Below are 25,685 nucleotides of genomic sequence, written 5' to 3' on the forward strand. Positions count from 1 at the left end.
AGTCTCCTCATATAAGCTTGTGGGATGTCTGCAAACCACTTTAAAATTGGGGGTCAGTGACAGTGCACTTTACCTTTTTTGAACGCACCCCATCTAAATCAGAGATTATAGCTGAGGATTCTTTCGACAAAGAACTTTTCTTTGACGTTCCGGGAAAAACTGGCGTCATCAGCGTGTTTGGCGGAGTTTTGCCGTCGAACACTCCAGAAAGACTATCGCTAGAATGCTATCTATTTACTAATTACTTGAATTAGTCGTTAGTCGATCTTTTGCCCGGAAATAGATGATAGAAATACGGTCTATGTCTCCACCTTTCAGGGTTTTACAGTACCAACTCTATCTATAACATTATATCCTAATCACAACTTCCTCCCTAGGTACTCCTTCTTTCCTTCTACGACTATTATGTTGTTGTATGGGAATCGGGGATGCGATCGGGTTGGAGAACCTCACAGGCTTATTATTTTAGGTTAATTCACAAATTTATGGGTAAATCCTTTGACAGGTCTCAAACGCTGGAACTGCTGAGTTTTATTTTGTTGCTGGCGGGTGCTGCGCTGGTGCTGCTGCCACTAGCTGCTGTATTTTTGGTTTCGTTATCACCATCTAGTGTCGGTGTCAAGGCCACAGGCCTGACTTTTGCGAACTATCAGGAGGCTTGGCGACGGGGCAATTTTTTGTTGGCATTCCTTAATTCTACTCTAGTGGCGATCGCAGTGACGGGTTTTCAGGTTGTAACTTCTGCTTTGGCCGGTTACGCCTTGGCCCGGCTGAAGTTTCGCGGGCGACAGGCGATTGTGTTGGGGGTTTTGGCAACGCTGGTAATTCCGTTTCAGCTTTTGGTGATTCCGATTTTCTTGGTTTTGAAGTGGGGTCATCTGCTGAATACCTACGGGGCGCTGATTTTGCCGACGGCGGCTAACGGTTTTGGGATTTTTCTGCTGCGCCAGTATTTTATGACTGTTCCGGTGGAGTTGGAGGAGGCTGCAATGCTGGATGGGGCTAACCGCTGGCAGGTTTTGTGGCAGGTGATGTTACCTTTGGCCCGCCCTGCTTTGGTGACGCTGTTTTTGTTTACCTTTATCGGGGAGTGGAACGATTTGTTTAAGCCGCTGGTGTTTACGACACGGCCGGAGTTGCGGACTGTGCAGTTGGTTCTGGCTGAGTTTCAGGAACAGTTTACTAGCAGTTGGCAGTTGTTGATGGCGGCGGTGGTAATTGGAACTGTGCCGGTGGTGTTGCTGTTTTTGGTCGGTCAGCGGCAGTTTATTCGAGGGATTGCGGCGACGGGGATTAAGAATTGAGTTGGAGATGCTTGGCAATTAAGTTTGTAGTCATTTGTGGAACCATTCTCAAGAACAGGCTTTCGGGTCTGTTCTTGAGAATGGTGCCAGATGTGATTTTGTAGTCACTCGGTGATTGAACTCGCTACTATACAAACGAAGTTTACTTTCAGCACACTAAGAGATCAAGGGCATATCAAAGCTGTATTATGTGAATCTATGCAGAAGCTCGGTTTATTTTTATTTATCGTATCTTTTCTACCGTGGTTGGCAGTCTTTTTTGTTGTGCCGTTCCTGCCGCTGGACATTACCCAAAAAACTACTTTATCTGTCGTTCTGGCTGTTGGGGCCGAGGTTTGTTTTTGGATTAGCGTAGTGCTGTTGGGAAAAGAAGTAGTTACCAAATATCGGCGTTATTTGCATCCCCGATATCTTTGGAAAAAAATCAGAAATTTTAACCGCAGATGAACAGGAATCGACGCCGATAATGAGCCTGGAGATTGGCGTTTATCTGCGGGCAAGGTTGAGTTATTCGCTGAAAATTTGCAAGCGAATAGAGCGTTCTCCGTCTCCAAAATCCACTTCAATCTTTTCTCCCGAAAGAGTGTCCAAGCATCCCAAAAGCAACCGCAAATTGGGTGTGCTTGCTCCTGTATCCACGTACAATCTATCGGCTAAACTGCCTAAACGCTTCCAAATCGTGTAGAGTTTGACTACTGTTTGTTCTAGCTGTGCGGCTTGTTTTACAACGTCGGCGGTGGTTCCCAAACAGCCGACTCGCAAAGATTCTTCTAAGGCCATTTCCATATCTAAATGAGACTGATTGAGAGCTTGCACTTGGGCGGCGGCGTCGAGATATTTTGATAAGTTCTTGGCGTCGGAAGTTAGCTGTTTGACAGTATCTACGTCGGGATTTTCTGCTACTTCTTTTTGAATTTCGCTTTGGTGAGATGGGGAGAGTTTCTCCATTTCTTTCACTAAAGGAGCGAGGTAGCGGGAAGGTAGAGAACCGGTAGATGCTTTTTCTTTGACTTCTTCTGGCAATAAATCTGAGTTCATTGCCATCCATTCGTCGGATAGTTGTTTGACTTCGCGGCGGGTGATGCGATCGCCACTTGCTGCGGCATCTGTTACCATTTGCTGGACTTCGGGAGATGCTTTGGCGGTTTCTACAAAGGCTCTTTTGCTGAAGTTTCTAATGGAATTTGGGTCTAAATCTCCTTGCTGGATCAGAGTATCGGCACTATTAGCTAATTCTATCAAAGAATATGCTTGACTTTTGCCAATTTCTCTTTCTTTGAGCCAGTTCAAAAAGCCTGTACCGCGTCCTTCGCCGCCTTTTTTTTCTCTGTCTCGAACTGTTCGGAGAATGCGTCCCCGCCAAATGTCGGTTTGCAAGTCGAAGCGATCGCACACTTTCCAGGCATTGTCAACCTGATTGTCAAAATCAAAGTCTGGTATTTGTTCGTCTTCGGGGTCTGGCAATTGGAAATTGATATCGGTAAAGCCGTTGAGGGCTTCTGCAAGTTCTGCGGGATTTAGGGGGACTTCAGCCATTAGGAAAAATTTGTGTAGTGCAACAGCCGGTTTAATTGAGAAGTTGCACGGGTTGACAGTTGAGACGCTATATGTAGCGGTAAGGTAGGCAAGATTTACCTACTAATAGAGTTTGTGTGCAAGTCATATTATTATTGCACGATGGAGGGCGATCGGCGAAAAGATACCCAAAATGACTCCGGGCACCCCCCGGATGGGACTTGATGCGAGTGCTGGCTGTGTGGGGATTGAGTTAAAGTGAATTAAGAAATTAAAGGAACTAATAAAATGCTGGAAGCTACCAAACGTTAGGAGGGCTCTATCCCTTTGTTAGCCGAGAATTGAGAAAATAAGCTAAAGGAAAAGTGCCATGTCAGAACAAGACATCGCTAATATTATTGCGATCGAACCGGGTAAGCGAGGTGGTAAACCTTGTATTATAGGCATGATAAGTACGGTTTATGAACTGTTGAAATATCTCGAGGATGGAATTAGTTATGAACAAATTTTAAATGTTTTTTCGGATATGACGCAACATGATATGTGGAATTATTGGAGTTTTTATTAAATAGTTATCATATTATGTTTCGGTAATCGCTAATAATGATTCTGTAGTAAAAGGGTAAGGCTCGCGAGCTAGAAGCTCGCACTGTAGTCGTCATTAATTGACTGGACATAATATTATCTCGCTGCGTGAAATCATGCCCAAAGACTTCTCCGGTCAAAATCTCCGAGGTCACAACTTCAAAGGTCAAAATCTCACAGGTGCAAAATTCATCGGTGCAGACATCCGAGGCGCAAACTTCACCGATGCCATCCTCAGAAAAGCTGACTTCACCCGTGCCAAAGCTGGACTGCAACGTCGCTGGACAATTTTTCTAGTAACTGTTTCGCTATTTCTATCGTTAATATCGGGATTGATGTCAGGCTTTGCTAGTTTGTGGGTAGCAGTTTTTTTCACTCCAGATAACATCAAACAGTACACCATTATTCCCGGTGTGGTTGTGTTGATAGTTTTGGCAATCTTCTTTATACTTACTATCCGCCAAGGTCTAGGAGGAGGGGCAGCCGCAGGGGCAGCGGCAGGGGCAGGGGCAGCGGCAGCAGCAGCGACAGCGACAGCGGCAGCGACAGCGGCATGGGCAAGGGCAGTGACAGGGACAGGGGCAGCGGCAGGGTCAGTGGCAGCGGCAGTTGCAGGGGCAGGGGCAGCGGCAGTCGCAGCCGCAGGGGCAGCCGCCGGGGCAGGGGCAATCGCAGCGGCAGGGACAGTCGCAGCGGTAGTGGCAGGCGCAGGGGCAGTCGCATTCGCAGGGATAGTGGCAGTGGTAGCGGCAGGGGCAGCAGCCGGGGCAGGGGCAGCAGCCGGGGCCGGGGCAGGGGCAGTGGCAGGGGCAGTGGTAGTGGCAGCGACAGCGGCAGGACTAGGTATTTACGTTGCTTGGCGTGCCCTGGCTGGGGATGAAAAACAGGCCTTGATTCGCAGCATCGCCATTGCCTTTGCCGCTACAGGTGGCACTAGCTTTCGCAATGCGGATCTAACTGATGCCAATTTCACTGAGGCCACCCTCAAAAGTACAGATTTGAGAACCGCCAATCTCACTCGCACTTGCTTCCACAATACAGAAAAACTCGATCGCGCGCGAGTCGGTAATTCGATATTAGCTGATACCCGAGTCCGAGAATTACTCATCACTCGCAATGGTTACAAAAAATCATATTTCGGTGCGAATCTCCAAGGAGCAAACCTGACAGGCGTTAATCTCAACGAGGCTAATCTCAAGCAGGCTAATCTCAGCGAAGCAACTTTGCATCTAGCTAATTTGGAATGGGCAAACCTCACTGAAACTCAAGCCTTGGCAACAGATTTTACAGCAGCTTATTTTACAGGTGCTTGTTTGGAAGCTTGGAACATTGACGTTAATACAAAGCTCGATCGCGTTGACTGTCGGTTTGTTTATCTTCTAGAATATCCCAAACCGGGAACTGACGATCGCGAACGCCGCCCTCACCACATCAACAAGTGTTTTGAACCGGGGGATTTCGAGAAACTCTATAAAAAAATTCTGACAACCGTGCAAATCCTGCTCAAAGATGGGATTAACCCCGAAGCTTTTACCGCCGCTTTTCAGAAGTTAATGCAAGAATTTCCAGACATTACACCGGAGTCAATTCAAGGAATTGAGAAGAAAGAAAATGATGTTTTACTGACTCTCAAAGTTCCCGAAGGAACGGATAAGGGTAAAGTTGAGCAAATTTGGGACGAAGTTTATCAAGCAAGGCTGGAAGCTAAAATGCGAGCCGAGCAATTAAAATCTAAAGATGAAATTATTGCCCTTCAAAAAGATTATTTAAATGTCTTTCTAGACTTAGTGAAAGGAGGGAATCCTAAAAATTGGGAACAGAATGAATTTGTAAAATTGTTGACTCCGCCACCTGTAAATGTTAAATTTATTAATGAAGTTAAATCTACAGCAAATAGTAAAGCTATGAGTGACCAAATCGACCAAAGTCGCAAAATAGAAATTACAGGCGGAACCGTTAACGCTAGCGGTGCAGGAGCGTTAAGTTTAGGTGATATCAGCGGTACTGTTGCCAATACAATTAATCAATTATCTGATTCTGCTAAACCTGATGAACCTGGAATCAAAGAATTACTGACTGAGCTACAAACAGCGATCGAGGCTGAAAGTGATTTATCTGATGATGATAAAGCTGAAGCATTGGAACAGGTAAAAACTTTGGCAGAAGTAGGGAAAAATCCCCAAGAAAGTACAATGCAAAAGGCGGGGAAAACGGCAATGAAGATTTTGAAAGGGACTATTGCTGGTTTACCTAGTGCGGCGACATTGGTGGAAGCTTGCAGTAAATTGTTGCCTGCGATCGCAAGTCTCTTACTTCTACCCTGAAATCCAATATCAACGCCCAGTAAGTAATTGTATTTTTAGGGCGGGCGAGACGCCCACCCCACGAAGATTCTTCGCTTCAATCAGAATGACAGCGCAAGTTACCGTCCAGATTTTCTCGGCGGTGTATCATCAGTCGATCGCTTCCGACGGATCAGTACGCTCATCACCTGCTTCGGATTGGCTGCACGTTGTACGGGGCTCCAATCGCCGACTTCGGCAAATCCTAGTCGGTACAAAGTCAGTATGGTTTCCCTGACACCCTTGGGCGAACCGACAACCGTTAACAGCACCACTTCCTGTTCGCATACTGCTGCTGAGTCGTCATTTGGGCGATCGGAAGAGTTGTCGTCAGGCACGAATTCCTGTGACATAATATGTTCTCCTGGTTTTGGGTTTTCTAGAAAAACCCAAAAACCCAGCCGCCCCGCATTTCAACGCATAGCAGGGCGGCTACAGAGGATGTTATGATGCTCCGTTAGCCTCCAGACTGCTGATACCAGTTTGGCGGTTAGCTGTCCATTGCTGTTGGTAGCAGCTTTGGGCAGTGCAACTAGATTTTTGGGCGACGCGGGCTGCCTCCTCTACAAGCAAGCAACCTCTAACTTCAAAGCGTAGCCGCAGATGGGGGCCGCCGTCAATCGATTTTGGATTTTGGATTTTGGATTTTGGATTGAATAATTGATCCCCGGACTAATCTGGGGGTTTTGGGGGTTTTGATGCGGGATTGGCGGGTTTTGGGCGATCGCACCAATCCTACTCACAAAACGATGGTATTTTCCACTTACCAACTACAACGGCGATACTTTATCGCGTTCAATCTCCTCGTGGGGAGTTGTTTTGCCGTTCAAAACTGTGCCATCCTCGGGGAGATTGTCTAGTCGATCGCGCTTCTTAAAGCGATCGCGAGCCGAGACAACCACCACATACAGAACCGGCACCATAAACAAACTCAAGACAGTAGAAACAACCATCCCCCCCGCGATCGCATTCCCTAGCGATCGGCGGCTAGCTGCACCCGCGCCTTCTGGGTTAACCAGAGGAGCAATACCCAAAACGAAAGCCAGAGAAGTCATCAAAATCGGTCGTAAACGCTCTTGAGAAGCCTCAACTGCCGCCTTAGCAATTGAATATCCCTGCTCCCGTAACTGGTTAGCAAACTCCACGATTAAAATCGCATTTTTACTAGCCAACCCAATTAACATCACCAAACCAATCTGGCAATAAACATCATTCGCCAAACCCCGCAAGGACTGAGCTAAAAGAGCACCTAAAATCGCCAGAGGCACCGATAGCAAAATAATGAAAGGATCGACATAATTTTCGTACTGAGCCGCCAACACCAAAAACACAAAAATTAGCCCCAAACCGAAAATAATCGGTGCTTGACCCCCCGATTCAATTTCTTCCAAAGAACTCCCGGACCATTCATAGCCAAAACCCGATGGCAAAACTTGAGCCGACACCTTTTCCATCGATTTTAGCGCCTGCCCAGAACTCGCTCCCGGCGCAGGAGAGCCAGTAATTTCAATTGACCGATATAAATTGTAGTGGTTAACAGTTTGTGCTCCGACCACCGGAGTAATCTTCACCAAATTGCTCAAAGAAATCATTTCATTCTTTCCAGAACGCACATACAATTTCCCAATATCTTCAGGGTTATCGCGAAACTGTTTATCCGCCTGAACATACACCCTATAATTGCGCTGCTGGAGGTTAAAATCATTCACATACTGAGCACCCAGAGCCGTTTGTAACGTACTGAAAACATCATTAATGGGAATATCTAGAGCCTTAGCTCGATTGCGGTCAACCTCCACAATTAACTGAGGCGTATTCGCAGCAAACGTACTAAATACCGCTTGCAATCCCGGTGTCTGATTTGCCTGCTTCAAAATCCCGCCCATAGTCTGGACTAAGCCATCTAAACCGCTGTTACCTTTGCGGTCTTGCAATTGAAATTGGAAACCCCCAAATTGACCTAAACCTTGAATAGCCGGCGGATTCACAGGGAAAATTCTAGCTTCGGGAATCGAGAAAAACTGACCCCGCAACTTACCAATAATTGCTTGTACAGTTTGATCTTCTCCGTGACGTTCTTCCCAGGGTTTAAGTGTAGTAAATATAATGCCTTGATTAGAAGTGCTACCGCTAAAACCAAATCCACCCACTGAAAAAGTCCCGACAACTTCAGGAAGTTTGAGGATTTCTTGTTCTACTTGATCCATTACTTTCTGAGTGTATTGCAGCGAAACACCTTGGGGCCCTTGAATAATTGTCATAAAATAGCCCTGGTCTTCTTCCGGGATAAATGCTGTGGGCACTGATAAATAAAGCCAAGCGGTGACTCCCAGAGAAGCGATGAACACGAGGGTGACAATAGTCTTAATTCCTGTGAGAAATATTAAGGATTTTCGATATTGTCGCTGTACCCAATCGAGAATTCCATTAAAACGGTCAAAAACCCAACCTAGCGGTCCCCCAAACTTCGGCCCTCGACGCAGTAATATAGCTGAAAGTGAGGGCGTGAGAGTAATAGCAATAAAGGTAGAAAGCAGAACGGAAAAAGCAATTGTCAGCGCAAATTGTTTATAAAGCGCTCCTGTAGTTCCGGGGAAAAATGCCACTGGCACGAAAACTGCCATCAACACTAAAGAAGTCGCAATTACAGCGCTAAAAAGCTCCCGCATTGACTCAAAAGCCGCTTGGCGGGAATTCATCCCTTGGCGGATCATGCGGTCAATATTTTCTACTACAATGATAGCGTCATCAACCACTAATCCCGTCGCTAATGTCAGACCAAAAAGAGATAAACTGTTAATCGTAAATCCGAAAACTTTGATAAAGGCAAACGTCCCAATTAAAGAAATTGGAATTGTGATGATAGGAATAAGAGTTGTGCGCCAGTCTTGCAAGAAAACAAAAATTACTATCACCACTAGCAAGACAGATTCAAATAATGTCTTGACTACTTCTGCCATCGACTCTTCTACAAACAAAGTCGTGTCCAGCGCTACTCTATGTATCAACCCCGGAGGGAAAGCAACAGCTAGTTTTTCCATTTCTTTTTTGACGGCATGGGCAACATTCAAAGCATTACTTCCAGGCAGTTGGTAAATCCCTAAACCTACTGCATCATTGCCTCGAAATCGCAGAAATGAGCTGTAATTCTCTGCCCCTAGTTCTGCTCTACCCACATCTTTTAATTTAACTAACGTTCCATTTGTCTCTGTTTTGAGGACGATTTCTTCAAATTCTGCTGGTTCTTTGAGGCGACTTTCAGCACGCAAGTCTATTTGATACATTTGTCCCTGTGGAGCAGGTTCTTGACCAACTCTCCCAGCACCAACTTGCAAGTTTTGTTCGTTGAGAGCCCTCGTTACATCTTGCATTGTGAGACGGCGAGCTGCTAATTTATTGGGATCTATCCATAAACGCATTGCATAGCGTCTTTCCCCAAAAATTCGCACGTCGCCAACACCTTTTACCCGCTTTAAAGCATCTGCTAAATATAGGTCAGCGTAGTTGCTTAAAAATATGGTGTCGTATTCTTTATTTTCTGTAAATAAACCGATCGCTAATAGGAGACTTGTAGATTGTTTTGTAACTGTAACTCCTGTGCGTTGTACGGCATCTGGTAGTTGGGGTTGAGCAACTGCAACTCGATTTTGAACATCGACGCCGGCAATGTCTTTGTTGCGCGAGGAATCAAAGGTAGCTGTAATGGTGCTAGTGCCATCGTTACTACTACTGGAAGTTAGATATTTTAGTCCTTCAACGCCGTTTATTTGCCTTTCTAGGATGTTGGTAACTGCATTTTCGACAATTTCAGCACTCGCCCCGCTATAGTTAGCTGTGACGTTAATTTGGGTAGGGCTGATGTCGGGGAAGCGCTCGATCGGCAATGTGGGAATGCTGATTGCGCCTACCAAAATAATAATTAAGGCGCAGACGCTAGCAAAGACAGGTCGTTTAATAAAGAAATCTGCAAACATTATTTGGGTAATGGGTAGTTGTTAGTTGATAATTGCTAATTCCTAATTGCAGGCACTTCAGTCAAAAATTAAAATAGCCCCCTTTTTTATAGCGGAGCAATCAATTAGTTTCACGTAAGGTAGATAGTTGCGCTTGAGCGCTCTTAATTACCATCTTAAGAGCGCTCAAGCGCAACAACATACCTTATTTTTTGCTTTCTACTGGTAATTTTTCTCCTGAGCCTTTTCCTTCCTCTTGAGCCATAATCGGAACACCGTCTGTCAGGTTAAGGATGCCTGCGGTAACAATTTTTTCCCCGGCTTTCAAACCTTCTATAACTTGATAATTATTCCCATCAATGGCTCCCAATTTCACGGCCTTTTGTCGCGCTACTAAAGGTGGCATTCCAGGTTTTGGCTGTTCCGGCTTTTGAGCTGTGAAGACAAAAGTTTGCCCACCTAAGCGAGTGACTGCTGTGACTGGAACTAAAATTCCAGGGTTCTGTTTCCAGATGACTTTAGCTTTTACAAACTGGAGATTAAGCAGTTCGCCGCTGGGGTTGGGAAAGGTGGCTTTAGCTAAAATTGTTTGAGAATTGGCGCTGACGTTTGGGGAGATAAAGCTGATTTGACCTTGGGCGATCGCCTTTCCTTGAGCGTCGAGCATCTGTACTGGCAGCCCTAAGCGTAATTGAGGCATCCGTTCCAAAGGAATTGATAACCGCAAGTCTAGCAATTGGTTTTCTGTCAGGGTGGCAATGGCGTTACCTTTTTGCAAGTAATCACCTACTTTCACTGGTATGTCGCCGATGACTCCCGCGAAAGGCGCGATGACAGCAGTTTCTTGCAGTTGTACTTCAAAGCCGCGCACTTGAGCGGCGGCCTCGGCAACTTGCGCTTGGGCTTGATCGATCTGTTCTTGGCGAGTTCCGTTGGCTAACTGCGCCAATCTGCTCTTGGCTTGTGCAACTTCTGCTTCGGCTTTGGCTATTTCCTCTGGGCGCGAACCGTTTTGCAATTGCCGCAAAGCTTGCCGCTGCTGTTGCAAGGCCGCTGTCCGGCGCTCGATCTCGGCTTGTCTGTTCTTTTGCCGCTGCTCGAACCGCCTTTGAGCTTCTCGGAGATTGGCTTTGGCGGTGCCTTCTTTTTGGGTGTATTGCTCGAGGGTGTTCGCGGATTCTGCGCCTTCTTTGGCCAAGGCCTGATATCTGGTAAGCTGCTGGCTGGCTAATTTTGCTTCGGCTGTGCTTGCCTCTATTTGCGCTCTTGCTTGGGCAATGTCTTCTAAGAGGCTACCTGTTTGGGCGTCGGCGAGGTCGGCTTCAGCTTGGGAAACGCGGGCTTGGGCTTGACCAATTTCTTCTGGCCGAGAGCCCGATCGCAGTTGGGCGAGGTTGGCTTGGGCTTGGGCGACTTGGGCTTGAGCTTGGGCGATTTCTTCGGGCCTTGCTCCTGCTTGCAATTCGGCTAAATGGGATTGAGCGCGGATCAGGTTGGCTTGGGATTGCCTCAAGTCAGCTTGGGCGCTCTCGCTTTTCATGCGGGCGATGGCTTGCCCTTTGTTTATGAAGTCGCCGGATTTGACAAAAATCTCCGTGACTAGCCCTTCTACTTCGGGTTTGATTTCTACCGAACGCTTGGCTTCTAAGCTGCTGACAAATTCCGAGGAATCTTGGACTGAGCTGGTTTGTACGGCTGCGAGCTTGACTGGTATGCCTGGGGGTTGGGCTGCTGCTGCCGGTGGCTGTGCGCGATTATGACCCGATTGCCACGAGTACCAGCCGAAACCTGCTGCGCCTGTGGCGATCGCGATCGCGGCAATTAGGGGCCAGCGCGATCGTGGTTTAGCAACAGGTTCGGAGCGATCGACAATAGGCGGAAAATCATCCGGTCGATCGCTGTCTCCATCGGTTGGGTGCAGTTCCGGTTTAGCAACATGTTCGGGGCGATCGGCAAGGGGGGCCAAATCCTGCGCTCGATCGCTGTCTGCATTGGTTGGGTGGAGTTCCGGTGTGGCAGATTTTTGCTCTTGGGCTTCAACGACCGATTCTGGGGATTTAGAATAACTCATGGGCAGCACCACTTAGATTTTTTTAACTTCTGACTTACTGAGACTTTGGCGGAATCTTTGATTCCTCCGGTGCCCCCTCAAACAGAGGGGGAATAAGGACAAGCGCTTTTAAACAGGATGGAATCTGGAAAGTCCCTTTTTAATGGGGTTGGGGTATGTGCAGGGCTTTAGTCCGATCGCAGTTAGCCAAGCTAGGGAGTGATTATTTTTAGGAAAGCTTTTTGTTATCTCTCAAAAGTTACGATGGCACGGAAGATTACACATCCTTCTTATGACTCACCTGAGTGGGTGAGTTGGAAGGATTTTTCCTTGGAGTCGGCGGATTCAGCGGAGGTGAGGGAGTCACGCACTCCGGCGATCGCGCTTTTTTCCTTGGCTAGTTGCTCGGTTAACCACTCTATCTCTGACGCCAGCACTGACTTGCAGCGATCGCGAGAGGCGAATTGATAGTCGTCGGTTAGTGGATATTCGCTTTTGAGGCTTTCGATGTAGTCTTGCCGGGTGTAACAGGCTCGCAAGCGGTGTTCCAATAGCTTCAGCCGTTCTTCAGGTTCTAAGTTACCAAAAAAGAAAAACTTGATTCGGAACCGGGAACCACTGTTAACCCAGCTTTCTTGAGGGTGTTCGAGCATTTTTTGCCGCCAGAGTTCGCGCCCTTTGGCGGTAATTCCGTAGATTTTGCGCGGACAGCCCGCATCTCCGGCTTCTTCGGCTATTACCGAAATCTCCCCTCGCTCTTCCAAGCGCTTCAGCAGCGGGTAAATCGCTCCGTAGTTGACGCTGATGCAACTGCTCATAAACAGCTCCAGTTGTTGCTTTAGCCGATAGCCGTGCAGGGGTTGCAACTGTAGCAGCCCAAGCGCTGATAATTCAAGCATTTATATCAAATTGATATTATAGTCTGGATTATATCACTATATCGGACTCAACGGCGATCTGGTAAATAGCTAGTTTCACCGACCCGATACACTATACACATTTAATAGTATTTGTCAATACCCTTAATATATATTATTTTATGGTCAAGAGAGGGCGATCGCTTTACTTTTTATTATAAAATCCATTTGAGATATAAGAAGAGTGCTGATTCACCTCGATTTCGGTCAAAGACCAGACAGCATCTCACTTTTGACACAACTGAGATGCTGTCTGGTCTTTGATGTCTCATAAGTGCTTTAATAAACTTTGTTCAACAGATCCGATTTCTGCCACATATCTCTTCTTGGTAAGAGGCTCAGAACTTTTCTTGGTATGGGTTGGTTAAATTTTAAAACGCTGACACATTTTAGTATTTATTGAAGATTGAGCGCACCCGCTGTTTTTTGGTAGCTGATACTGATATTATTTTTCTCAAGTGTTGCAGCAAAAAAAGTGTTGGGTTTGTTTTTACTCGACCTGTTTGTAAGGTACGAATATGTGAGATTCTCGCTCTTTGTTGAGGGATAAAAAAAAGCAATACATCCTACGGGTAGTTAAACCCAGATGTTTTTCCCTGCTATTAATCATCCTCAAAGATGGTTGGAAAGGAATACTTTCCCCGATTAGATGCTATTAATATGACACAAAGAGAGTGATTTATCTTCAGCATCACACCAAAGATTAACGCCCTGTAATTACTTGAAATAGCCAGCCAAAAAGCATCACGCTCAAGAAAATCACGCCTCCGACAATTAACATCAAACCCAAAAGCAGCCCCGCCACAAATAGCCAATCCGCTTTTTTCCCAGGTTCAGGGGAACCTAAATGAGCGTCCAGCAATTCTATATTTTTGACATTAGCTTTCCAAGTAACATCCAACAAGTCTCCGGCAACGGGTACAGTACCGGCAAATGTATCAAACACGATGTTAGCAGCCATTTGTACTAAAGTCTCTCGCGGCACTCCCATTTGAGCGGACTTGAAGACAACATAGCCGGCAAAAATTGAACTGATTAAATCGCCGCCTCCCGGTATCAGTCCTAATATTGGATCGAGTCCAATGCGGTATTTTGTGCCAGGAATCGGAATTGCATTGTCTAGTAAATGGCTGATCCGGCGGATTCGGCGCAAGGATGCAACATGAGATTGGTTGGGAGTATTTGCGGAAGAATTTTGTAGAGGAGAACGTGACATTTAATTACTCTCAAGTGCGATATAAATGCTAGTTTATGATATTTATTGAAGCATATTCTAGTTTTGTCTATATGCCTCAAGCAAGATTTTTAGTAATTTTAGCCGATCGGCTTTGGTTTGTTTTTGAATGAACAGAAACCCGGTTTCTGTTCAAAACCGGGTTTCTTGCTTCTAGCTGGGGGCTTTTAATTTAGCCTTTTATTTGTTGCCTTCTGTGAAGTCGGCGTCAATCACGTCGTCGCCGCCAGTGGGGCCGCCGTCTCCATAGCCACCAGGGCCACCAGGGCCGCCAGGGCCATCAGTTGGGCCGCCTGCTTGCTGGTACAGGTTGCTGCTGACAGCGTAGAATGCTTGCTGCAACTCTGTTGTTAGGGTTTTGATGCGATCGTCATCTTCAGTAGCGATCGCATCGCGCAAGTCTTTGATCAAGCCTTCAACCTTAGTCTTGTCCGCAGCGGGAACTTTATCACCCAATTCTGCCAACTGCTTCTCAATTTGATAGGCTAAAGAATCGCCTTGGTTTTTGCGATCGATCCTTTCGCGACGCTCTTTGTCAGCAGAAGCATTCGATTCGGCTTCCTTCACCATGCGCTCGACTTCATTGCTGGGCAAAGTAGAAGCACCAGTAATGCTAATCGATTGCTCCTTGCCAGTACCTTTATCCTTAGCAGCTACATTCAAAATACCGTTAGCATCGATATCGAAAGTAACTTCAATTTGAGGTACGCCACGGGGGGCTGGAGGAACTCCATCTAAGCGGAAGGTTCCCAAATCCTTGTTATCATTCGCCATTTCCCGTTCGCCTTGCAAAACGTGAATTTCCACGTTTGTTTGGCCGTCTACAGCAGTCGAGAAAGTTTCCGACTTCTTGGTAGGAATAGTGGTGTTGCGGGGAATGATTTTAGTCATCACGCCGCCCAAGGTTTCGACGCCGAGAGACAGCGGAGTAACGTCGAGCAACAGAATATCTTTGACTTCACCGGAGAGTACGCCGGCTTGAATTGCTGCACCGACTGCGACCACTTCATCCGGGTTTACTGTTTGGTTTGGCTCTTTGCCGAGGATTTTTTTGACCAGTTCTTGCACCGCAGGAATGCGTGTAGAACCACCAACTAAGACGACTTCATTAATTGCAGATTTGTCTAATTTGGCGTCGCGGATCGCATTTTCTACGGGGATGCGAGAGCGATCGATCAAATCCGAGCACAGTTCTTCAAACTTGCCCCGCGTCAAAGTCGTGTCCAAGTGTTTTGGTCCGTCTTGAGTCGCGGTGATAAACGGCAGGTTGATTTCTGCTTGGGTAACGCTCGAAAGCTCAATCTTGGCTTTTTCTGCTGCTTCCGTCAGGCGTTGCAGTGCTTGTTTGTCTTTGCGGAGGTCAATGCCTTCGGCTCTTTGGAATTCGTTTGCAATGTAATCGACGATTTTTTTGTCGAAGTCGTCACCGCCTAGGTGAGTGTCTCCAGAAGTTGCTAGCACTTCAAATACGCCGTCGCCTACTTCGAGAATAGATACGTCGAAAGTACCGCCACCTAAGTCAAATACGAGGATGGTTTCGTTGCTCTTTTTATCTAACCCGTAAGCTAAAGCTGCAGCTGTAGGTTCGTTAATAATCCGCAGCACTTCTATACCGGCAATTTTTCCCGCGTCTTTCGTAGCTTGGCGCTGGGAGTCGTTGAAGTAAGCGGGAACAGTAATTACCGCTTGGGTAACTGTTTCGCCGAGATATTTGCTGGCGTCTTCTACGAGTTTGCGGAGAACTTGTGCAGAAATTTCTTCTGGTGCAAATTGCTTGCCGCGGGCGGGACAGTCTAGTTTAAGGCTGTTGCCAACTTTGAGGACTTTGTAGGAAACTTCAGTGGTTTCGTGCGCTACTTCATCAACCCGACGCCCGATAAACCGTTTTACTGAGTAAAAGGTGTTTTCGGCGTTCATCACGGCTTGACGCTTGGCGATTTGTCCGACAAGTTGATCGCCATTTTTAGCGTATGCTACTACAGAAGGTGTGGTGCGACCCCCTTCGGCGTTGGCTATGACGGTGGGTTTGCCGCCTTCCATAACTGCGACGCAGGAGTTTGTCGTACCTAAGTCAATTCCAACTACTTTTCCCATAGGGGTGTTCCGGCTCCAATCTCTACAAAATTTTGGTGTTTTATCTGTGCGATAGTCTGGTTATTCAGGACTGCGATTTTACCTCGCGGTTTACGGGTAGTGAGTCCTGCTTTAATACAGTCTTCGATAGGGTGCTGATCTCTATACTGCGGGCGGTAGACCTTGCGATGAAGGGGTATTTACCGAACCTATTGGGGGACGGTTGCATCCGTGAGGCTTGCACCGCTACAGTTGTTGACTGCTTTGCTTTTCTTTACTCTTCCCAATGTACGGTGTGCGATCCATTCGGGTATTGTGGCAAACCGTATACGTTGTGTTGTATTTGCCGTCTTATGTATATAAATTTTGTTTGGTTGGTAGGCGGGATCGGTTTTTTGGCTGGAAATCAGGTTTAATATCAATTCTGAAAAGGGACACGGCAATGCCCTGTCCCTATCAGTTTGCTTCCAGGCTGTGCCTGGGAAGGAATATATTATTGAGGGAGAGCCTCAAGTCGGCCTCCTGGGAATCTCGGAAAATTCTGGAATTTTCCAGCGTTTAATTGCTATTTTTCACCGATCAGCAGAGCTGCCGGAAAGTAACTAAGAGCTTCACCAATTGCCAACGTACCGTTAGTTTCTACCGCCTGATTTGTAATTGCATCTTTCCAAACCGACGGCATTTGCTCGGATAATTTCAAATTAGTATCTTTCCAGACTTGTTTGCTGATCGGCAATTCTTCTGGTTTGACAATTCCCGTGAAAAACCGGGGAGCAATGACAATAACTGTAGTATCTTCAAAGCTTCTGGCAAAGGCAACAACATTATCTTTAAATGTGCCAACTGCTTGCAGGGGCAGATAGTCCCCTGATTGAAAAACTTGCAAGTATTTTTTTCTCGCAGACAGCGCTCTTGCTGTCAAAAACAACTTAATTCTAGCGTCTTCCCGCGTCGCCATCAAATCTTCAACCAGTTGCAAAATATCAGTCTGAGATCGCTCTTTAATTTCCCGCAAAACCTCGATTCGGCGGTCAAAATCAACGGGACGGCGGTTATCCGGATCGACGTGGCTTAAATCCCAGAATTCCGTCCCTTGATAAATGTCGGGAACGCCCGGAGCCGCGATTTTCAGCAGCGTTTGAGATAAAGAATTGAAAATTCCGTAATTAGCTACTTTTTTGCAGAAAGGTACAAATTTGTTGAGGAACTGATTTTGTTCCGAAGGTTCGAGAACGCTATCGATAAAGGTCATAAAACCAGCTTCGTAGTCGTTATCCGGTCTCAGCCAAGCCGTATAAACTTTGGCTTCGCGGACGGCTTTAATGGCATAATCTTTCAGGCGATCGACATAATCAGTGTTTTCAATTCCCTCAAAGGGAAAAGTGCCGAGCATAGTTTGGTACAAGAAGTATTCGTCATTAATATCAGGAACCATTCGATTCACAAAGTTGATTTTCTTAGAAGAGTTTAGCTCTCTCCAAGACTTGACTTGCTGTTCCCATTCATCGGGAATTTCGGACAAAACGTTAATTCGGGCTCGCACATCTTCGCCGCGTTTGGTATCGTGGGTAGCTGTAGCATTCATTTTGTGCGGCCAAGCGACTTGCTGCTTTTTGTTGAACTCGTGAAAATCTACCAACGACACGCCGAACTGGCTGGGGTTTCCTCCCACTTCGTTGAGGGATAAAAGCCGATAGTAGACGTATAAAAGCGTGTCTTCAACACCTTTGGCCATCAAAGGCCCTGTCAACTGCTGGAGTTTCATTACAAAGTGCCGGCGCTGCTCTTTTTGTTCGCTTGTTAGGGTTTCTTCTTCTTCCAGCAACAGCACCGTTTCGATAAATTTAAGTTCCTTGAGAAGTCGCGGTACTTGTTCTTTCGCGTGAGCGATCGCATATTTTACGTAAGTGCGATCGGACTCTCTCAAACCATCTTGATTGATGTAAGTCCGGTAGACTGGAAAAATCGTCAAAACAGCCGCCAATGCTTTTTCCAAACCGGGACGAGTAAAATCATTTCCCTGTCTCGATTGACCGGAGATATTCTTCAAAAGTTGAGCTAGATTGTCTACATCTCCCGCCAAGTTTTTCTCAACAATCAGCCCTTTTTTATCTAAAAACAACTGTTCGTAGGGAACGGTCAAGCGAGTAAATCTATGATATATTTCGCTAAATTGCTGCTCGCGATCGCACCGACAAAAAACGCCGTTTACGTAATTCAAAAAGTCGTAGCCGCTAGTTCCCTCAATCGGCCAATATGACGGCAAATCTTCTTCGTGTTCCAGAATCTTTTCAACAGTAATGTAAGTGTCTCCGGTTTTCTCCCGGAGCCTTTTCAAATATTCTGTGGGGTCGTACAGTCCGTCGATGTGGTCGATTCTCAATCCGGTAAACTTTCCCTCATCAACCATGTCGAATATCAGAGCATGGTTTTTGTGAAAAACTTTAATCTCTTCAACTTTTACCGAAATAAGTTCGTTGACCGTAAAAAACCTTCGGTAGTTAATTTCTTCTGCCCCGACTTTCCAGAAAGACAGACGGTAAAACTGCTCGGAAAGCAAATCGTCTAGCAGATTAAAGCTTTCGGCATTTCCCTTTTCTCCGTTAAAAACTTTGATATTTTCATCAATGAATTCCTGTACAAGGGGATTTTGATTGTAGAGTTCCCAGAGCAGTCCTTTGACAAAAGCTATCTGATCGTATCGGGTTTTACCTTTAGTTTCTGAAGGTGTATTTTTAATCAAATAAAGAATTCCCAAAAACTTGATAAAATCTGGATGGCGTCTGCCTAATTCTCTGGCTAAATGCCCCAAATTATGACTAATAAATTTAGCATAAGATTCAATTCTTACTGGCAATTGTAAGCTATAATAATTGATTGTCAGCCCAATTTCGCTGTATTTGAGTTGAATCTCGCCATTTTCCAGACACTCTCCATAAAAATTGCCCAGCAGCGGAGCCAAAACTCGACCTCTGAGATGTTCGTAAGCATGATTCCATTCAATATCAAAGTAATCGAAATAGTCGGAATCCGGCCCGTGTTCCAATACGTCTAACAGTAGCAAGTTTTGAGTGTCGTAAGCCATGTGGTTTGGGACAATATCTTGCAGCCATCCCATGTTCCGTTTCTTGATTTCGTATGTGAGGGCTTCAAAATTTTCTGATGTTCCCAATTCGGGATTGATCTGATTTGAGTCAACGACATCGTATCCGTGAGAGCTGCCTTTTCTTGCTTTAAATATCGGTGAAGCGTAAACGTCGGTAATTCCTAAATCTTCCAGATAGCTAAGGATTTGTTTGGCGGATTCAAAGTTAAAACCTGCATGAAATTGAAGCCGATAAGTGGTTGTGGGAATTCTCACCTTAATTTTACTCCTAATTAATTAGTTGGTTGGGTTTGTTGTTTAAAATTAGAAATAGTTAGGTTGAGTGGAGAACGAACCCTCCGTTTCACTCCGCCCAAGCCCTTCACTTTGAGATTTAAGTGAGATTTGAGATTGTTGCTCCCATCTAAAATCTCAAATCGCCAATCTAAAATCAGTTGTTGGGTTGAGCGGCAGCGAACCCTACGCTTCGCTCCGCCCAACCTACTATTTCTGTATTATTTCGTAAAGTGCGAAACTCTGAGGTTTAACAGTCAATTCTTGCTGTGAATTTATCTTTTCAGGCAAGCTAGAACCTGAACCCATCCATTTTTCATCAGCAGAGTCTAAAATTTTGTTCCAGTTGCCTTGGGGAAGTGCAGCCGTAAAGGCTACCTCTTGACTGTTGAAGTTTAGAATGCAGAATATCTGGCTGTCATCTGTCCAGCGACGTAGAAATAAGATTTTTTCCGCTTCAATGCTGGACACTTCTAGACTGTTTTTGTCTAGTTTTTTAAGGGCCGGTATTGTCCGCCGCAGTTGAATCAGATGTTGATGCCATTCCCAAAGGATTTTGTGTTTGCCTTCGGTTTGTTTTTCCCAGTTTAACTTACACTTATCGAAAGTCTCAGGACTCTGGGGGTCGTTAAACTCGCCTCGGCCTTCAAAGATTTTAAATTCTTGTTGTTTGTCTTTGCGGACAGCTTCAATTAAGTTTTCGTCCGAGTGGGAAATGAAGTAAAAAAACGGTGCTTCTTCTCCATATTCTTCTCCCATAAAAAAGAAGGGAATGTAGGGAGAAATTAAGACTGTGCCTGCTGCAAGTTTTAATCCTTCAAAGTCAACTATTTTGGATAATCGGTCTCCCAAAATGCGGTTGCCGATTTGGTCGTGGGTTTGGGCAAACACCAGAAATTTATAACCCGGTTCATCCTTAACAGAATTGCCGTGTTTCCGCTTTCTGTGTGGGGCGTACTGGCCGGAGTAAACAAAGCTTTCTTTGAAGGCTTTTTCTAAGTGTTCGCACTTGCCGAAATCTTGGTAGTATCGGTCGTCTTCTCCAGTGAGCAAGGCGTGCAGTGCGTGGTGGAAATCATCGCACCATTGGGCGTCTAATCCGAAGCCCCCCAGTTCTTTAGGACGTATAGTGCGGACATCATTTAAGTCACTTTCGGCTATTAAGTAAAGTTTCCGTCCTAGTTCTTGGGAAATCTCGGCTGTGGCATCGGATAGTTCTTGTAAAAAAGGTCTTGCACCAACTTCAAATATTGCCTGAATTGCATCTAATCTCAGGGCATCGATGTGATAGTCTCGAAACCAGTAGAGGGCGTTTTCAATAAAGTAGTTACGCACGCCGTCGCTGTAGGCATCGTCGAAGTTGAGGGGATCTCCCCAAATCGAGCCGTATTTTGAGGTAAAGTAGGGGCCGAAGTCCCTGAGATAATTTCCTTCGGGGCCGAGGTGGTTGTAAACTACATCGAGAATTACTGAAATACCGTGTTCGTGGCAGGCGTTGACGAGTGTTTTGAAGCCTTCGGGGCCGCCGTAGGAGTTTTGAACGGCGTAGGGATATACGCCGTCATATCCCCAGTTTCGCTCGCCAGGGAATTGGGCTACTGGCATTATTTCGATGGCGTTGATTCCCAATTCTTTAAGTTGTTTTAGCTGGGGAATTATTGCTTCAAAGGTTCCGGCTTGGGTGAATGTGCCGACGTGCAGTTCGTAAATAATCATTTCGGCTAGGGGCACGCCTTGCCAATTTGTGTCAGTCCAAATAAAAATATTTTCATCTATTACTTGCGACGGGGCGTGTACGCCTTGGGGTTGATATTTTGAGGCTGGGTCTGGTCGGTCGGTTTTTCCTTCGATTTGGTAGGTGTAAAGGGTTCCTGGTTCGATGTCTGTAGCTGTGGTTTGCCAATAACCTTCTGCTGATTGTTGCAGGGGTATCAGGCGTTTTTTGGGGGAAACAATTTGGACTGCGATTTGTTTGACGGTGGGCGCCCAAACGGTAAATTCACATTGGTTGTTGCCGAGGTAATTTGCTCCTATCTTCACTTTGAGTTGTTCTCCTTATAAAATAGGTTGGTGGTTCGATCGCCCGACGCGCCATCAAATGCTTTGCCCTTAACGTTCAGCGCCTGTTTAGACGGTAATATTACTTAATATAACAAACAACTAACTTTAGACAGAGGCATCAAAGGCAAAAATTGTGTAAAGGGCAAAATTAGCGGTTGGTTGTGTCTAAATTAGAGCATGAATCGGCACGGGGGCGATCGCCAAATTAACGGTCTGGAAGCGTTAATATTTCTGGTTGATATGATGTCGAAAATCTACCTAAAGGTAGGTCAAAAATCAGCGCGAGTGTGGACTTTATGGTTATGGCTTTTGGACGGGAAATCTGCTGCAATCTCGACTCGGCGGAGTCTCGGGAGTGGTTGGTCACAAACGGGATCGGCGGTTACGCTAGCGGGACGATCGCAAATCTCCTCACCCGCCGCTATCACGGGCTGCTGGTAGCCGCCCTCAAACCTCCGCTGGGACGCACTTTGATGCTCGCCAAGCTGGACGAGACGGCTGTGTATCACGATCGCGCCTATCCGCTTTATACAAACCGCTGGACCGACGCGACGATGGAACCCCACGGCTACAACTACATCGAAAGCTTTCACCTCGAAGGCACGACGCCTGTTTGGAGGTTTGCTCTCGCCGACGCTATCCTGGAAAAGCGGATTTGGATGCAGCAAGGTGCTAACACAACATATATTCAATACCGCTTGCACCGGGCCTCACAACCGATCGCCCTCGCTGTCAAAGCCCTAGTCAACTACCGCGACTACCACCACACCACGAGCGCCGGCGACTGGCAGATGAGCCTAGAAACCTTGGAACGCGGGGTTTGCGTGACTGCATTTCCCAAGGCTGCACCCCTGTACCTGCTGACAGATGCCGAAGCCGAGGCAAAATTTCGAGTTTCTGCGGCTTTATACAATTGGCATTACGGATTGGACCTAGCAGCCGAAAAGCGCCGCGGATTGGACTGCAGCGAGGATCACTTGCACGGGGCGACTTTTCACATGACGATCGCACCGGGAAGTTCTCTCACATTGATAGCCAGCACCGAGAAAAATCCCGAACTCAATGGCGGTAAAGCTTTAGAAGTGCGCCGCGCTTATGACCAACAACTGCTGCACCACTGGTCAAAAGTGAGCGAATCTCCCGACTGGATCAATCACTTAGTGCTAGCCGCCGACCAATTTATCGTCAGCCGCCCCCTACCGGAGGAATCCCAAGGCAAAACGATCATAGCCGGATATCCCTGGTTCAGCGACTGGGGGCGCGATACGACGATCGCCCTACCCGGTCTCACAATCTGTACCGGGCGATGGGAAATTGCGCGATCGATTTTGCGGACATTTGCGCGGTATGTCGATCGGGGGATGCTGCCGAACCGCTTCCCGGATGCGGGCGGCGAACCGGAATACAACACCGCAGACGCCACGCTGTGGTACTTTGAGGCAATTCGCGCTTACATCGATGCCACGGGCGACGACGAACTTTTGACCGAACTCTGGCCGGTGTTATGTGAGATTGTTGACTGGCACTTGCAGGGTACTCGGTATAACATCCGCGTCGATCCCGATGACGGTTTAGTCTACGCGGGCGAAACCGGCGTGCAACTGACTTGGATGGATGCGAAAATCGGCGATTGGGTGGTGACACCCCGGATTGGTAAGCCGATCGAACTCAGCGCGCTTTGGTACAATGCTATACAAGCTATGGCAAGTTTTGCTCGAAAACTGGGCAAGCCTCACAATGAATACCAGCAATTGGGCGATCGAACAGCCGCCGGATTCCCTCGCTTCTGGAACGTCTCAACCGGTTACTGTTACGACGTTCTCGACGGCCCCGACGGACACGATAGTTCGCTGCGACCCAACCAAATATTCGCCGTATCCTTGCCCCTAGACTCGATTCCTCCTCACTCCGCCAACTCCTTGTCAGCGGGGATGCGCCAGGAAACTCGCTATACATCCTTACTGACGCCCATCCAGCAGCGCGGCGTGGTGGACGCCTGCGCTCAACAGCTTCTGACTTCTGTCGGCCTCCGCAGCCTCTCGCCGCAGCACCCGCAATATCGCGGCGCATACGGAGGCGACCAATTGCAGCGCGACAGCGCCTACCACCAGGGCACAGTTTGGGGCTGGCTGATTGGCCCGTTTGTCTTGGCGCACTTACACGTATACAAAAACCCAGCACAAGCTCGCGAATTCCTGGAACCGATGGCACATCATATAAGGGGCGGCGGAGTTGGCAGTCTGGGCGAAATTTTTGAGGGCGACGCCCCTCACTCGCCTCGGGGCTGCACGGCTCAAGCTTGGACTGTGGCTGAGGTGCTGCGGGCTTGGTTGGCAATTAATACTGTGGGTGTTTAAATTAGTAGTGTTATCAATCATTTGGTAATATCGCAAATTTAAGCCCTCAAGAGAATCTCTCTTTCTCTGTCTGTTCTCTTTCTCTGAGTCAAGAGTACCTCTGCGGTTCGTTAAAAAAAAGAGTTCACCAATCTGCCTGTAATTGTTATAAACTAGGTGAGTTATTCGGCAACGAAATCAAGACAACTACTAATAAAATAGGAGATTTATGGCATTATTATTAGCGGGCGATATTGGCGGAACTAAGACAATTTTGCGGTTAGTGGAAAGGACTGTTAACGGTGAAATGAACGCTCTTTACGAGTTTCGCTATCCGAGCGCGGAGTTTCCCGATTTAGTGCCGATGGTGCAGCAGTTTTTGAGGGAAGCTGCTACGAAATTGGATTTGACGCCATTGCCTGAAAAAGCTTGTTTTGCGATCGCAGGCCCGGTGGTTAACAACACTGCAAAACTGACTAATTTGCCTTGGATGCTGGATGCGAAGCGTCTGGAACAGGAATTAGGAATATCACACGTTAGTTTAATTAATGATTTTGTCGCGGTTGGCTACGGCGTGTGGGCTTTGGACGATCGAGATTTGCACACTTTGCAAGTTGGAAAACCCCGCCAATACGACCCAATTGCTGTGATTGGTGCGGGTACAGGTTTGGGAAATTGTTATGCAATTCCCGAAGCAAATGGCATCAGGGTTTTTTCTTCGGAAGGGGGGCACGGTGACTTTGCTCCTCGTTCGGAGTTGGAGTTTCAATTGCTGAAATATTTGTTAGCAAAACACCACATTTCCCGAATATCGATCGAGCGTGTAGTTTCGGGACAAGGGATTGTTTCAATTTACCAGTTTTTGCGGGATAAAAAGTTTGCTCCTGAATCGCCGGAGATAGGGGAAGTTATCAAAAAATGGGAGTCAGAAATCGGGAAAACTGAAAAGACTGTCGATCCGGGAGCGACAATTGCACAGGCGGCACTCAAAAAGTGCGATCGGCTTTCGGAACAAACAATGCAAATGTTTGTAGAAGCCTACGGTGCAGTGGCCGGAAATCTGGCTCTGACACTGTTACCTTACGGCGGTTTGTACATAGCCGGCGGCATCGCTGCTAAAATTTTGCCGCTGATTCAAGACGGAGGTTTTATGCGGGCTTTTACCCACAAAGGCCGGATGGATTCGCTGTTAGAAATGATGCCTGTTCGTCTTGTTTTGGATCCCCATGTAGGATTAATTGGAGCGGCTGTTTGTGCGGCAGGTCTTTAGGAGATTTCAAGTAGAAGTTATCTCATTGATTACTCGGCGGTTGAAAGAGACTGTTGACTCTACCTGAGGGGTGAAACCATCAGGTAGAGTCACAATTAATAGCGAGAAGGATTGTGTGATCGTGCACCACATTCAATAATTGATTATGACTCTTCATCCCCGGTACTCGTCATTGATTCCAGAAATCACCGCTTAATAGAGCACGAACCTCCTTTCGGAAAGGAAACCCGTATATGAAAATGCGCGACGAACTCGGAGTCTTGTACTTAGATAGTGATTTTGTTACCTTGTGTCGAGCTAACTGCGGTCAAAGTGCTTGCTCTCCAGGGCTATTAGCATTAAGCTATTGCATATTTAAACTCTGATACAAGAATTGCCCTTATTTTTGATTTTGTGCCCTCCTTTAATTATTAATTATCGTTCATTTAAGATGCCATGCAATAAATACTCTAGCTCTTCAATTGATGTAAAAAGTCGAGTGACTATATATTCTTTATTCTTTTGTTGAAGACCATACTAATTCAATTAACTTATAGTCTAGAGCGCCAGTCCAGTAAAAGAGGTTGACAAAAAGCCAAAAATATGATGATGTATAAAAAACTAGCTGGGAAAGCGCGTGCGATCGAAGTAAAAGTAAGCTCTTGGGGGTTGCTAGCACTGGCTAGA

General features: G+C 46.6%; 17 protein-coding genes. 7 read left to right on the forward strand and 10 right to left on the reverse strand.

From position 1 onward, the window contains the following. Positions 1-62: 62 nt before the first annotated feature. From QUB25_RS25400 to QUB25_RS25410, 3 genes are all read left to right on the forward strand, one after another. A complete protein-coding gene (locus tag QUB25_RS25400; protein ID WP_333035373.1) occupies positions 63-254 on the forward strand; it encodes a hypothetical protein in 192 nt (63 codons plus the stop codon). 231 nt (positions 255-485) lie between these two features. Further along, on the forward strand, positions 486-1,304 hold the full coding sequence (locus QUB25_RS25405; RefSeq protein ID WP_333187441.1) for a carbohydrate ABC transporter permease: 819 nt from the start codon (positions 486-488) through the stop codon (positions 1,302-1,304). Between the two features lie 111 nt (positions 1,305-1,415). Further along, positions 1,416-1,751, forward strand: coding sequence for a transporter suffix domain-containing protein (locus tag QUB25_RS25410; RefSeq protein ID WP_333035371.1), 336 nt, complete (start codon positions 1,416-1,418; stop codon positions 1,749-1,751). 60 nt (positions 1,752-1,811) lie between these two features. Here QUB25_RS25410 and QUB25_RS25415 read toward each other — a convergent pair whose 3' ends face one another. Further along, positions 1,812-2,840 (reverse strand): hypothetical protein, encoded by a 1,029-nt coding sequence (locus QUB25_RS25415; protein WP_333035370.1) that lies wholly within the window; start codon positions 2,838-2,840, stop codon positions 1,812-1,814. 349 nt (positions 2,841-3,189) lie between these two features. Between QUB25_RS25415 and QUB25_RS25420 the strand changes: the two genes are divergently transcribed. After that, entirely contained in the window at positions 3,190-3,387 is a 198-nt protein-coding gene (locus tag QUB25_RS25420; protein WP_333187444.1) for a DUF433 domain-containing protein, read from the forward strand. A 133-nt stretch (positions 3,388-3,520) separates the two neighbouring features. Next, positions 3,521-5,728 carry a pentapeptide repeat-containing protein gene (locus QUB25_RS25425; RefSeq protein WP_333187447.1) on the forward strand — a complete coding sequence of 736 codons (2,208 nt, stop codon included), beginning with the start codon at positions 3,521-3,523 and terminating at the stop codon, positions 5,726-5,728. Between the two features lie 98 nt (positions 5,729-5,826). Here QUB25_RS25425 and QUB25_RS25430 read toward each other — a convergent pair whose 3' ends face one another. The 9 genes from QUB25_RS25430 to treZ form a co-directional block, all read right to left on the reverse strand. Beyond that, on the reverse strand, positions 5,827-6,099 hold the full coding sequence (locus QUB25_RS25430) for a hypothetical protein (RefSeq protein WP_333187451.1): 273 nt from the start codon (positions 6,097-6,099) through the stop codon (positions 5,827-5,829). Between the two features lie 210 nt (positions 6,100-6,309). Then, on the reverse strand, positions 6,310-6,489 hold the full coding sequence (locus tag QUB25_RS25435; RefSeq protein WP_333187454.1) for a hypothetical protein: 180 nt from the start codon (positions 6,487-6,489) through the stop codon (positions 6,310-6,312). A 27-nt stretch (positions 6,490-6,516) separates the two neighbouring features. Then, the gene (locus QUB25_RS25440; RefSeq protein WP_333187457.1) at positions 6,517-9,720 is read right to left on the reverse strand and encodes an efflux RND transporter permease subunit; all 3,204 of its coding nucleotides are present in this window, start codon (positions 9,718-9,720) and stop codon (positions 6,517-6,519) included. A 184-nt stretch (positions 9,721-9,904) separates the two neighbouring features. Further along, the gene (locus QUB25_RS25445) at positions 9,905-11,770 is read right to left on the reverse strand and encodes an efflux RND transporter periplasmic adaptor subunit (RefSeq protein ID WP_333187460.1); all 1,866 of its coding nucleotides are present in this window, start codon (positions 11,768-11,770) and stop codon (positions 9,905-9,907) included. Positions 11,771-12,039: 269 nt separating this feature from the next. Beyond that, a complete protein-coding gene (locus QUB25_RS25450) occupies positions 12,040-12,648 on the reverse strand; it encodes a PadR family transcriptional regulator (protein WP_333187462.1) in 609 nt (202 codons plus the stop codon). A 721-nt stretch (positions 12,649-13,369) separates the two neighbouring features. Continuing rightward, positions 13,370-13,882, reverse strand: coding sequence for a DUF4112 domain-containing protein (locus tag QUB25_RS25455; protein WP_333187465.1), 513 nt, complete (start codon positions 13,880-13,882; stop codon positions 13,370-13,372). Between the two features lie 198 nt (positions 13,883-14,080). Then, complete coding sequence (dnaK, locus tag QUB25_RS25460; RefSeq protein ID WP_333187467.1) at positions 14,081-15,994, reverse strand: molecular chaperone DnaK; 1,914 nt, start codon at positions 15,992-15,994, stop codon at positions 14,081-14,083. Positions 15,995-16,538: 544 nt separating this feature from the next. Beyond that, positions 16,539-19,334 (reverse strand): malto-oligosyltrehalose synthase, encoded by a 2,796-nt coding sequence (treY, locus tag QUB25_RS25465; RefSeq protein ID WP_333187470.1) that lies wholly within the window; start codon positions 19,332-19,334, stop codon positions 16,539-16,541. A gap of 228 nt (positions 19,335-19,562) precedes the next feature. Next, complete coding sequence (gene treZ, locus QUB25_RS25470) at positions 19,563-21,392, reverse strand: malto-oligosyltrehalose trehalohydrolase (RefSeq protein ID WP_333187472.1); 1,830 nt, start codon at positions 21,390-21,392, stop codon at positions 19,563-19,565. A 317-nt stretch (positions 21,393-21,709) separates the two neighbouring features. Between treZ and QUB25_RS25475 the strand changes: the two genes are divergently transcribed. Continuing rightward, the gene (locus tag QUB25_RS25475) at positions 21,710-23,770 is read left to right on the forward strand and encodes an amylo-alpha-1,6-glucosidase (RefSeq protein WP_333187475.1); all 2,061 of its coding nucleotides are present in this window, start codon (positions 21,710-21,712) and stop codon (positions 23,768-23,770) included. A 208-nt stretch (positions 23,771-23,978) separates the two neighbouring features. Continuing rightward, on the forward strand, positions 23,979-25,019 hold the full coding sequence (locus QUB25_RS25480; RefSeq protein WP_333187477.1) for a glucokinase: 1,041 nt from the start codon (positions 23,979-23,981) through the stop codon (positions 25,017-25,019). Positions 25,020-25,685: the final 666 nt, after the last annotated feature.

Source organism: Microcoleus sp. B3-D7, assembly GCF_036705305.1.
Lineage (GTDB): Bacteria > Cyanobacteriota > Cyanobacteriia > Cyanobacteriales > Microcoleaceae > Microcoleus.

Coding starts and splice junctions, on each gene's coding strand:
- QUB25_RS25405 (WP_333187441.1), top strand. CDS start 486: ATGGGTAAATCCTTTGACAGGTCTCAAACGCTGGAACTGCTGAGTTTT.
- QUB25_RS25415 (WP_333035370.1), bottom strand. CDS start 2,840: ATGGCTGAAGTCCCCCTAAATCCCGCAGAACTTGCAGAAGCCCTCAAC.
- QUB25_RS25420 (WP_333187444.1), top strand. CDS start 3,190: ATGTCAGAACAAGACATCGCTAATATTATTGCGATCGAACCGGGTAAG.
- QUB25_RS25425 (WP_333187447.1), top strand. CDS start 3,521: ATGCCCAAAGACTTCTCCGGTCAAAATCTCCGAGGTCACAACTTCAAA.
- QUB25_RS25430 (WP_333187451.1), bottom strand. CDS start 6,099: ATGTCACAGGAATTCGTGCCTGACGACAACTCTTCCGATCGCCCAAAT.
- QUB25_RS25440 (WP_333187457.1), bottom strand. CDS start 9,720: ATGTTTGCAGATTTCTTTATTAAACGACCTGTCTTTGCTAGCGTCTGC.
- QUB25_RS25445 (WP_333187460.1), bottom strand. CDS start 11,770: ATGAGTTATTCTAAATCCCCAGAATCGGTCGTTGAAGCCCAAGAGCAA.
- QUB25_RS25450 (WP_333187462.1), bottom strand. CDS start 12,648: ATGCTTGAATTATCAGCGCTTGGGCTGCTACAGTTGCAACCCCTGCAC.
- QUB25_RS25455 (WP_333187465.1), bottom strand. CDS start 13,882: ATGTCACGTTCTCCTCTACAAAATTCTTCCGCAAATACTCCCAACCAA.
- dnaK (WP_333187467.1), bottom strand. CDS start 15,994: ATGGGAAAAGTAGTTGGAATTGACTTAGGTACGACAAACTCCTGCGTC.
- QUB25_RS25475 (WP_333187475.1), top strand. CDS start 21,710: ATGGTTATGGCTTTTGGACGGGAAATCTGCTGCAATCTCGACTCGGCG.
- QUB25_RS25480 (WP_333187477.1), top strand. CDS start 23,979: ATGGCATTATTATTAGCGGGCGATATTGGCGGAACTAAGACAATTTTG.